The following is a 10,571-nucleotide window of genomic DNA, read 5'->3' as shown; positions in this document are numbered from 1 at the left end:
TGTCCTCTCTTGGCAGTCACACACGTGCCGTAAGGCACGCACGGAGCCCAGAATCGTTCCTCTTATTATCCCCGTTGTACGAACCATTCACGTTATTTGGGTGGCAATGAGTAGGCTAAAGGAGCCATGCGCAGCGCACAATCACCTTTTATCCGACAACCCGTCAAGGACATCATCAATCAGTCCGGGACAGGGACGAACCGCAATGACGACGGTTCTGGGCCGACCCTACGCAAAAGCATCTCCACCTTCGAGCTAGCCATGATGGGCGTAGGATGCACCGTCGGCACCGGTATTTTCTATGTCTTCTCCATTGCCGTACCCGAGGCAGGCCCCGCCGTCATCCTGGCCTTCCTCGTTGCCGCCGCCACAGCTGGCCTCACCGCACTCTGCTATGCAGAGTTGGCTTCTTCCATCCCCACCTCCGGCTCCTCCTACACCTACACCTACGCCACCCTCGGTGAACTGGTGGGCTACCTGGTGGGATGGTGTTTGTTGCTGGAGTATGCGGTCTCCGGGGCAGCAGTGGCCGTCGGCTGGTCCGAATACCTTAATGACTTCCTGCAACGTGTCTTCGGATGGCACCTGCCGGACTACCTCTCCGTCGCCCCCTGGGACGGCGGCAGCTTCCACAGCTTCTCCATTAACCTGCCGGCGGTGGTGCTGGTGACGATCTGCTGTTTCCTCCTCATGGCTGGCACCCGTGAGTCTGCGCGCGCGAATGCAGTGATGGTCCTCCTTAAGTTGGGCGTGCTGCTCATGTTCTCAGTGGTGGCATTCACCGGTTTCCAGTCTGGTAACTACCACCCCTTCGCCCCCATGGGTGTGGCGGGCGTGGGTGCCGCCGCCGGCTCCGTGTTCTTCAGCTTCATCGGCCTGGACGTTATTTCCACCGCCTCGGAAGAAGTGAAGGACCCGCACCGCACTATCCCCCGCGCCCTTGTTATCGCACTGGTGGTAGTGACGGGAATTTACATGCTGGTCGCGGTAGCCGCGGTAGGCGCTCAAGAGCAGAGTCTTTTCCAGCACCAGAAGGCAGGCCTGTCACAGATTCTGGAACATGTGACCGGGTCCGGCACATTCTCCATCATTCTGTCGGCAGCCGCCGTCATCTCCATTTTCTCTATTACCTTGGTGACGATTTTCGGCCAGACGCGCGTGCTATTCGCCATGTCCCGCGATGGCATGATTCCCAAGGGCTTCGCCTACATTTCCCCACGCACCCGTACCCCGGTGATTAACACCGCCATTACCTGCTTGGTGGTGGGTCTGCTGGCGGGATTCCTGCCGCTGGACTACCTCTCCGACATGGTGTCTATTGGTACATTGACGGCATTTGCGGTGGTGAGTTTGGGTGTGATCATTCTGCGCCGCCGCAACCCCACCATGCAGCGCGGTTTCCGGGTACCTCTCTACCCGGCCACCCCTATCATTTCTATCATCGCCTGCCTGTACCTCATCAGCCAGCTGCACCCCATCACCTGGGCGACACTGGCGGTGTGGATGCTGATCGCCTGCCTGACCTATGTGGGCTATGGCTACCGGCATTCCAGCCTGCGAATGCGTCTCCTGGCAGCGGAAGCTGCCGGGGTTGAGGTGGATGTGAATGGCTCCAGCGCCATCCCGGCGGAGTCTGCATCCGCACAGAGTGTCCCGGCGGCGCAGAGCAGCCAACCGAGTGAGCCGGCTGGTCTCCAGGCGGATACTTCTTTACCCGCGAATGACCGCGTCGAGTAGCGCATCCGGGGTATCAACCACGATAAGGCTGTCCAGCAGCGTCGGGGACAGAATGTCCACCTGCGCGTAGGACGCCAGCGCCGCCAACAAACTATCCCAGTAGCCGTCCGTGTTGTAGAGCACCACCGGCTTCTGGTGGATGCCCAACTGCCGGTGCGCCCACACCTCGAAAAATTCCTCCAGCGTGCCCACGCCGCCAGGGAGCGCCACGAAACAATCCGCCAACTGTGCCATGCGGTTCTTACGAGTAGACATGTCGTCCACCACCTCCAGGCAGGTGAGGCTTGTATGGGAAACCTCATGCCCATCAAAGTGGTGCGGTATGACACCGTAGACGGAGCCACCCTGGCTGAGTGCGGCGTCTGCGATAACCCCCATCAGGCCGCAGTTGCCTCCCCCATACACAATGCCGTGCCCAGCCCGCGCGATGCCCTCCCCTAGCCGGTGGGCGGCCTCCCGCAACCCAGGTTGAGTGCCGAAGCGGGAGGCGGTGTAGCAGGCGAACGTCCAGTAGGGGCTGTGGGTGACGACCACGCTGGCCTCCCGCAGTGCGCGCAGGGCAGCATCCCCAGTATCCACACTGACGGGGGCGGAGAGGTCAGCAAAGACAGTGGTGGCGAAACCTTCCCGCTGCGCATCCAGGGCGGTGGCGCAGACGCAGTGTGAGAGAGCGAGACCCACGACGTCCACTTCGGTTGTGCCGTAGCGGCGCAGGAGATCGGCCAGCGCTAGCCCCTGCGCAAAGGTGTCGTCGGTGGTTGCAGAGTCGGTGATGCCGTCAAATCCAGAGTAGCTAGCCGCATACTGGCCTTTCCGCACTGCCTCCTGGGGCAGGTCGGGGTGGCTGGTGCGCAATGCTTCCAGTGCGGCATGGAGGCGCGGGTGGAGTTCGGCGTTGGGGGTTCCGGCCTGACCGTGAGGCGGCCAAGTGTCCACATAGTCGGGAGTGTTACTGAAGTGGTTGCCCGGGTTGATGTGCCAATCCTGGGTGGTGACGATGAGCCCGTAGCGGTCGGCGTGGGCGCGCAAGAAGTCGGCGATGCGGTCGGCAATGTCGTGGCCGCCCGGGACGGGAAGCTCGCCACCTTCGCAGAAGGTGGGCTGCATGTCGACGATAAGCAAGGCGCGCATTCACGGGCTCCTTGGGGAGAGGGGTGGTCAGCTTGGTTCCAGGATAAGGGAGGAGTGCGGTGGCGAGGAAGTGTCGTCACCACCCCGCCTGGGTATAGTTGCCTGGGTGTAGTTTCCGAGGCGGTACCTGCCTGGGGCGTTACCGTCATCACTCCCGCGCAGCCCTGGTGCACATAGCAGCAACCACCCGAATGCCGCCGGAGACACGGCACGCGGCGGGTGGTTGCTGGAACGTCGGAAGTGGGGAGGCTTACTTCTTGCCGAGCTTGCCCTTAACGGAGTCGAGCAGGCCCTTGCCCTTGCCCTTGCCCTTGAGGTCTTCCTTCTGCTTGTCGTCAAGCTTGTTGTAGGCGTCGGTGGCCTTGTTTTTGAGCTCTTCGGCCTTGCCTTTGAGGTTGTTTGCGTCGACCATTGTGGTGTCCTTTCGGAAGTTTTCGCTCTGTTAGTTCCCCTCCTAAGAGCGCTTTAGTGCACGTGCCACAGATTTCCGCGGATTTATCTGTCAGCGAACGTCAGCCAGCCCGCCCTGGCCACCGGTGTGGATGGGGGCGGACAGCGGACACTACGACCTGAGGGGATTCTGAGGGGGCGGCACTGAGAGTGACGGTAGCGCTGAGGTGGCGGCGGCACCGGTGCTAAGGGTGGCGGTGGTGGCCCGGCAGCGGGAACCCATTGCTAGGCTGGGAACATGCGCGATTTCTACCGTTTCCAGGTCTGTTGGCACCCCCGCACCAGCGGCGACGAAGCTCTCCAGCTGGCTTGCTCACTGGCCGCCATTGGCCAAACTACGGTCCAGGTCGTCGCCCCCATCTACCCCTCCGATGCGCCGACCGGTACGCAGCGGTTCCTGCGCAGCCTCTCTCACAAGTTGGGTACCGCCACGCCGGAGCCAGGCGATACGGCGGCGGCAGTCCGCGCCTTGGGCACCACCGGTTTGGGCTCCAACCATTTCGCTACCCTGCCGGCGTTTTCGGTGGAGGCGGCCGACCTGTTGCATGCGGTGGTGGAGGGGGTGACGGATCCGCAGGCGTTGCCCACCACCATGGTGGTGTTGGGGCCAGAGGCTCACGGCCCGCAGACTGGCATCGACCCAGACGGCTTTGCCGTACAGGTGGTCCGCGCGCTACAGCTGCCGGTGGCGATTGCGCCGCAGGGTTACCCTGGATCCCCTTCTGGGATTCGCCGCGTGACCTGTACCTTTGATGGTTCCGATGCGTCTCAGGAGGCGCTGCGGATGGCGACTGTGCTGGCGCAGGCACTGGATGCGGAAGTGCGGGTGGCCACGACCACACCCCCACCGCTCACGGAGGAGGAGACCATTACCCGCCGTGAACCGTTGACGAACCCGCTGCTGGAGACAGGGTGTGCGCTGGTGACGGAGTGGAGTGGGGCGGATACTATTTCCACCCCGGAGCCGGATTGGGCGATGCAGAACGAGGAGTCGTCTGCGGAGGCGCGGTGGCTGCCGGAGGAGCTGGTGGTGTTGGGACACGTTCCGAGTGCTGCCGATAATGCGACATGGGCGCGGGTGTGCACTGCCTTTGGGGTGCCAATGGTGTTGGTGCCCGCAGTAGTGGGCTAACGAGTGGGTGACGAGTCCCGCCCGTACCGGTTGGTAACTCCCTATGCTGGTGGCATGCGCACCTTCACGAAAACGGACTCTGCCCGCCCCTACGCCATCACAATTGAAGCGCTTGGCCTGCGCTGGCTAGCCGAGGCAATGCCCCACGGCGGCACCCCGATTGTTCCGGTTGTGGAGTGTGAGCCGGGGCGGATGACGCTGGTGGAGGTGCCAAATGGGCGGCCTACCCGCCAGGCGGCTTACCAGTTTGGGCAAACCCTGGCGGTGACGCACGCAGCCGGCGCACCCGCCTTTGGGTGCCCACCCCCCGGCTGGGAGGGCGATGGGGTGATTGGTCGGATGGAGTTGCCCCTCCGACAGCCTCCAGCCGGGACGGTCTACCAGACGGATACTCCGGATTCTTCCGCTGCGGAACCGTCATTCACTGGAGGTGTGGACGTTGCAGGACGCAGTTGGGGTGAATTTTTCGCCATTGACCGGATTCTTCCCTGTTTGCCGGCGGCGTTGCGGAATGGTTCGCTGACCCGGAGTGATGCGGCTGTTGTGGAGGAGGTGTGTGAGCGGCTGCAAGCGGGCGTGTGGGATGCCCCGCAGCCGCGGCTGGTGCGGGGGCCGGTGGCGCGCATCCACGGGGATTTGTGGAGTGGGAATGTGCTGTGGGCCCGGCGCGAGGATATTGATTGGGCGGAGCCGTTGCCGCAGAAGGTTTCTGATGGGGTGGTGGGGGTGCTTATTGATCCGGCTGCGCAGGGTGGCCATGCGGAGACGGATTTGGCGTTCCTAGAGGTGTTTGGGCAGTCCTTCGTGGGCGATATTTACGACGGCTACAACTCGGTGTCGCCGCTGGCGGAGGGGTGGGAGCAGCGCCGCCGGGTGCATCAGCTGTATTTGCTGGCGTTGCATGCCGCGATCTTCGGTGGCTCCTACGGACCGGAGACTGTGCAGACGGCCCGGCAGTGTTTGCGCTTGTAGTCCTACCCCTCCGCGGTGGTGTGGGGTGTCGTTATTCGAATTGTGCTGGCCCCACGTAGGTGGCAGTGGCGGGGTTTACTCCCAGGAAGGAGATGCCTACGCCGGTGGAGGTGGTCCAGCCGACGACGCCTTTGTCCTTGGCGCCCTTCAGGTAGGCAGCCTCGCCGATTTCCTTCATGCTGGTGGATTTGGGTGGGAGGGCCTTGGCGACCACGGAGGCTACCGGGGTGTTTTCGGTGGCTTCGATGATTTCGTCGGACATTTGACGGGTCCAGAAAGCGGAGACGGAGCCACAGTTTCCGGAGAGGACACCCCAGAAGCTCACGCCGTAGGCGGCATAGTCATCCACATGGTTGGGGGCGGGTTTGTTGAACTTGTCGGTGACGGTGCATTCGGCGCCGGAGGCGGTGACGATGGTGTCGCCGGGTTTGATCTCCACGAGGTGTTTCGCGGAGGTAGTGGGGTGGGTCGCCGGCGCGGTGGGAGCAGCGTAGGCGGCTCCCAGCCCGGTACTAAGGCCGACGCCGAGGCTGAGGGCCAGGGCGGTGGTGTTGATTCCGATGGTTCGTGCAAGGGTTGAGAGGACAGAACTCCTCTTGGAGTGTGTCAACATTGTTTACTCCTTTCGTCGCTCATACCAGAAGATATGGGTCGTTGCACACTAGCTTTAAGGTGCGCATATAAGCACTCTATGATATTTCACACCGTGAAACGGAGCATCGAGATAGTTTTCTGTGTCTCCCCATCACCCAACCGAACCCGTCACCCAACCGGACCCGTCACCCAACCGGACCCACCACCCCACTCATCCACCGAACCCGTCACCAAAAGTTCGTCTCTAACTCCACCCTACCCCAGCACTCCCAGAGCCATAATGAAGATGCTCGCCCCTACTCGTGTGGGGCACCGGGAATACATCTGCCTGCCCCAACGTTGAACGAGTTAGACACGCCCTCAAAGGGAAAGGAAATACAGATATGGCTCAGACCAAATTTGATGGCACCGTTGTAAACACCGTTGGCGAACTGCCCGAGGTTGGCGCTTCCGCCCCCGAATTCACCCTCGTCGGCTCCGATCTTTCCGACGTGACTCTCGCCGACTTCGCCGGCCGCAAGCTCATCCTCAACATCTTCCCCTCCCTCGACACCGACGTGTGCGCCGCCTCCGTGCGCAAGTTCAACGAAGAGGCCACCAAGCTGGACAACACTAGCGTCCTCTGCGTCTCCGCCGACCTTCCCTTCGCCCAGGAACGCTTCTGCGTCTCCAACGGCATTGACAACGTCAAGAACGGCTCCTCCTTCCGCTCCACCTTTGGCAACGACTACGGTGTGAAGCTCGCCGACGGTCCCCTCGCCGGCCTCCTCACCCGCGCCGTCGTGGTTGTGTGCCCCGAAGGCAAGGTTCACTACGTCCAGCTCGTCGACGAAATCACCACCGAGCCCGACTACGACGCCGCCATCGAGGCCGTTAAGGCTATCTAACTATCCCCAAACGTTGACACCTCGATAGTGCTATCCCCCCGATAGCCTGTTGAGTGCGACTCAACGAGAAACCCCGCACGCCAGGACTGCAGCGTTCGGGGTTTCTTTATGCTGTTTGGTGACGAGTCTGCGGCGAACTCGGTAGTAGCGAACAACGGAGGCCAGTACACGGACCCTGCAACAAGCGGGACAGCACTAGCCGCGAGCGTCCCACAGCCGGAAGTGCCTCCACTAATCGGACTGGTGCTCCTCGGTGAGCTCCGCAATGAACTCCCGCAGCTCCCCCTCCCCCACAAACAGATGCGCCCGCAAGCCTGCAATGGCGGCACCATCACAGTTCTCCTGCGTGTCATCAATGAAGGTCAATTCCTCCACCTGCACACCCATCTGCTCGGCAGCATGCTCGAATGTCCGCGCGTCCGGCTTCGCCGCACCCAGATCGCACGACCAGGTAATGGAATCGAAATGCCGCAGCCACGGCTTAGTACGGAAAATCTCCGCCAACTCCACCGGAATATTGGACAGCAACCCCAGCGGGTAGCCGGCCGCAGAAAGCTCCGCCAGGTAGCCCAGCATGGACTCGTCAACCCGCCGCCAGGAATAGAGATCCTCGGCGATCAGCGCATCCACCTGCTCCGGGGTGAAGGTGGTGTCGAGCTGTTGGGAAACTGCCTTCCAGTAGTCGGGACCCAACCATTCGCCTGCATCGTAGAGTTTGCGCACACCCCGATACACCTCGGCAAAACGCTCAAACGTGAAGGGAAGCTCCACCTCGGTGTTCTCGGCAAGAGGTACGGCCGCACCCAAGGCCAGCTGGTAGAGGCGCTGCTCACTCTCCGGGTCCTGCAAGCAAGCGAAAACGCCGAAGCAGTCGAAAAGGAGCGGGGGCAGCGTCGCGTCGGAAGTGGTGGCGGTGCGTGCGTCAGTCATAGCCCCAGTGTACCGACGCAGCTGACCCCGCCGCCGTGATTACTGCACTGTGCGCAAGCGCGGTAGGTCGATCCGGCAGGCAATGGGGGCGTTGCGGTTGCCCAGGAAGTTTTCCACCAGCTGAATGAACACAAAGTCTGACGTGATGGTCTGGTGAGAGGCGTTGTCTTGCGGGCAGATGTCCTGCAGCAGGATGTTGGTGACGTTCGGCGCGCTGGGAAGGAACTGGGACTCCACCGGGGTGACCACGGTGTCGGCGGCGGTGGCGAGTACCTGGTATTTCACCGTGGGCAGGATGGGGCTGGGGCTGTTGACCTGCTTCACAAAGTCGGAGTTTTGCATAAGGTCCCACACGGCGGGCTGGGCGGTGTCGGCCAGGCCGTTGACGACAAGCGGGGAGGTGTGGGGCAGCATCGTGGTGAGCCCGTTGACGTCAGTGCCGTTAGTGGCGGGGGCGACGGCGAAGAACTTGGAAACTTTCTCTCCACCGCCCAGTTTGTTGAGGTACCAGCGGGTCATGACGCCGCCGGCGGAGTGACCCACAATGTCCACTTTAGTGGCGCCGCTGCGGGCGAGAACCGTGTCGACGAAGGTGGCGAGGTCGTGAGCGGCGTCGCGCAGGGAGCCGTAGCCGTAGAAGGGCTGGGGTTCTTCTCCGCCCCAGTTAAGGGCGTAGACGCAGTAGCCGGTAGCTTTAAGGACGGGGGCGAGTAGCGGGTAAGTGGTGCTGGCGCTAGCTCCGTAGCCGTGGACGAGGACGACGGGGTTGGGGTGGCTGTTGCTGGGCTTGCAGTCCCATTCGTTGGCACCCCAGGGGATGACAGAGCCGTCAGCATCACGGCGGATGAGGTCCTTCAGTTCGAGGGCGCTGGAGTTGCTAGTGTCCGGTGCCGGGGCGGCCTGGGCCGGGGCGGTAGGGCTGAGCAGGCTACCGACCAGGATGGTAGTGCTTACTGCAGCAAGTACTGCTGCGCGGGAGAAGATAGTCATGTTGTGTCCTTGAGTGTCGTAGAGCAGAAACGAGAGTGAGGATTTCTCCCGTGTGGGGAGATTCGCGTGTGGTTCATTCTCATCTGATAATTTGCCAGGAAGGAAGTACCTTGCGCAATCTCTGACGGTGACGTCTATTATTGGCACTGGTCAGAACATATTTAATAACAGTTTTTTGGATTTCCCATTAACTAAGAATTATTTAATTTCAGCTTCTTGTTACATCCCCGTCACACACAACACACACAACACCCACACAACACCCACACACAACACCGCCCCGCTCCTCACATAGAGGGCGGGGCGGCCTGATGGGGTCAAACGTGGTTACTTCAAAGGCAGCGTAATAGTGCTTTCAGAGCAACCCGTCGCCACGGAGGAGCCACTGAAGATGCCCACAACTTCCTTGAGCATCTGGTCAAAGACCAGGAAGTTGGGCAGCATGTGGGTGAACATGGGGGCGAGACCCATGGCGGTATAGGGGACGCTGTAGAAGTGCACGCTGGCGCCAGCATCACACCAGGTCTTTACACCCCGCTTCACCGTGTCGTAGGGCACCACGGAGTCGTGCGGGTTGGCATAGAGCACCACGCGGGCCTTGGGGGTGTGGGTGGAAGCCGCCAGCTGGTCGTTAAAGACCTTCATCACGCTGGGGTAGCGCTTGAGAAAGTCCACCAGCGGCTTGCCGTTCTTGGTCCAGTCCCCGGTGTTCTGGTAGGCGTAGCCAAGGAGAGTGTCAGCAACGCAGCTGTTGGCGATCTTCCCCAAGTTCTTGTGGCCTTCCGCGTTGGCATTCTCGTCAACAACCTTCTTCACTTCAGGGAACCGGTCGGCAAAGCCATTCACACCGTAGCCGATGAGTCCCGACAGAGCGCCGCCTTCCACTTTCTGGAGTGCGGGGAGGAGGTCGATGGGCGGCGCACCCGCATAGGAAACTTTCAGGTTGACATCGGGTGCGTAGCTGGGTTGCAATGCGGCACCTACATAGGCGGCGCCACCACCCTGGCTGAAGCCCCAGATACCGACGGGAACATTCTTGTTGAGACCTTCGAGGGAGCGGACGGCGCGGGCCCCGTCGAGCATGGCGCGGCCGGCTTCCACGTTGTTCATGTAGGACTGGACGTCGGTACCGTCAGCCATGCCGTTGTAGTCCACGACGAACACAGTGAAGCCTTTGCCGAGGAGTTTCATGACGTTGAGGTTCTCGTAGTTGGAGACCATGGAGACGGGGTTATTGGGCTGTCCTTGGCGCGAATCCAGACCGGTGGTGACAGCCAGGAAGCCGCCCGGGGTCTTGGAGAAGGCACATTGTTTACCTTGTCCGGAGGTACTGGTGCCGTAGACAAGGATGGGCCGTTCACCCCGGCCGGCCCAAGGGGAGGTGGGTTCCATGAGGGCACCGGTGGTGATGTACACCTTCCCAGTGGAGAGGGTGGTGGTGTACATGATGCGCTTGCCCCGGATGGGATACTTGGTGGCAGGGCTTTCGGTGGGGTAGAAGAACGACCGGAAGTCCTGGGTTTTGACGACGCGTCCAGGGGTGCCGGGAATGGTCTTGGGCACGCTGTAGAAGCCGTCAAAGTTGTTGAGATAGTTGAGAGTCGCCGACGTGGTGTCGAGAGGGACCGCCTGGGCGGGAGTTGCAGCGTGGCTGGCGAAGGCAGCAGTGACGAGTGCTGCGGCGGACAGAGCAGCGGTTGCTCTGGTAATTCCTTGAGGGAGAGTAAACACGGACACAACCTCCAATA

At 61.6% G+C, this 10,571-nt stretch carries 10 protein-coding genes; 4 read left to right on the top strand and 6 right to left on the bottom strand.

The annotated features are described in order from the left end of the window. Positions 1-126 precede the first annotated feature (126 nt). A complete protein-coding gene (locus IY73_RS04795; RefSeq protein ID WP_082346576.1) occupies positions 127-1,737 on the top strand; it encodes an amino acid permease in 1,611 nt (536 codons plus the stop codon). Here IY73_RS04795 and IY73_RS08770 read toward each other — a convergent pair. Both IY73_RS08770 and IY73_RS08425 read right to left on the bottom strand, forming a co-directional pair. Then, the gene (locus IY73_RS08770; protein ID WP_158408678.1) at positions 1,711-2,868 is read right to left on the bottom strand and encodes a TIGR00730 family Rossman fold protein; all 1,158 of its coding nucleotides are present in this window, start codon (positions 2,866-2,868) and stop codon (positions 1,711-1,713) included. The genes IY73_RS04795 and IY73_RS08770 overlap by 27 nt on opposite strands. A 250-nt stretch (positions 2,869-3,118) precedes the next feature. Next, positions 3,119-3,280, bottom strand: coding sequence for a hypothetical protein (locus IY73_RS08425; RefSeq protein WP_158408677.1), 162 nt, complete (start codon positions 3,278-3,280; stop codon positions 3,119-3,121). 276 nt (positions 3,281-3,556) lie between these two features. On the opposite strand from IY73_RS08425, the gene IY73_RS04785 reads away from it, so the two are divergent. Both IY73_RS04785 and IY73_RS04780 read left to right on the top strand, forming a co-directional pair. Beyond that, on the top strand, positions 3,557-4,450 hold the full coding sequence (locus tag IY73_RS04785; protein ID WP_053962095.1) for a universal stress protein: 894 nt from the start codon (positions 3,557-3,559) through the stop codon (positions 4,448-4,450). 54 nt (positions 4,451-4,504) lie between these two features. Further along, positions 4,505-5,422 (top strand): fructosamine kinase family protein, encoded by a 918-nt coding sequence (locus IY73_RS04780; RefSeq protein WP_053978982.1) that lies wholly within the window; start codon positions 4,505-4,507, stop codon positions 5,420-5,422. Positions 5,423-5,453: 31 nt separating this feature from the next. Here IY73_RS04780 and IY73_RS04775 read toward each other — a convergent pair whose 3' ends face one another. Then, the gene (locus IY73_RS04775; RefSeq protein ID WP_053962093.1) at positions 5,454-6,035 is read right to left on the bottom strand and encodes a hypothetical protein; all 582 of its coding nucleotides are present in this window, start codon (positions 6,033-6,035) and stop codon (positions 5,454-5,456) included. Between the two features lie 364 nt (positions 6,036-6,399). On the opposite strand from IY73_RS04775, the gene tpx reads away from it, so the two are divergent. After that, entirely contained in the window at positions 6,400-6,903 is a 504-nt protein-coding gene (gene tpx, locus IY73_RS04770; protein WP_053978981.1) for a thiol peroxidase, read from the top strand. Positions 6,904-7,134: 231 nt separating this feature from the next. On the opposite strand, the gene IY73_RS04765 is transcribed toward tpx, so the two are convergent. The 3 genes from IY73_RS04765 to IY73_RS04755 form a co-directional block, all read right to left on the bottom strand. Continuing rightward, positions 7,135-7,833, bottom strand: coding sequence for an HAD family hydrolase (locus IY73_RS04765; RefSeq protein WP_053978980.1), 699 nt, complete (start codon positions 7,831-7,833; stop codon positions 7,135-7,137). A gap of 39 nt (positions 7,834-7,872) precedes the next feature. Continuing rightward, positions 7,873-8,823 carry a lipase family alpha/beta hydrolase gene (locus tag IY73_RS04760; protein ID WP_053978979.1) on the bottom strand — a complete coding sequence of 317 codons (951 nt, stop codon included), beginning with the start codon at positions 8,821-8,823 and terminating at the stop codon, positions 7,873-7,875. 327 nt (positions 8,824-9,150) lie between these two features. Beyond that, positions 9,151-10,554 (bottom strand): lipase family protein, encoded by a 1,404-nt coding sequence (locus IY73_RS04755; RefSeq protein ID WP_148417685.1) that lies wholly within the window; start codon positions 10,552-10,554, stop codon positions 9,151-9,153. Between the last annotated feature and the right edge of the window lie 17 nt (positions 10,555-10,571).

Origin of the sequence: Lawsonella clevelandensis, assembly GCF_001293125.1 — a bacterium.
GTDB classification, from domain to species: Bacteria; Actinomycetota; Actinomycetes; order Mycobacteriales; family Mycobacteriaceae; genus Lawsonella; species Lawsonella clevelandensis.
Note: the sequence above shows the minus strand (reverse complement) of the source record. Positions and strands in the feature narration are given on the sequence as shown.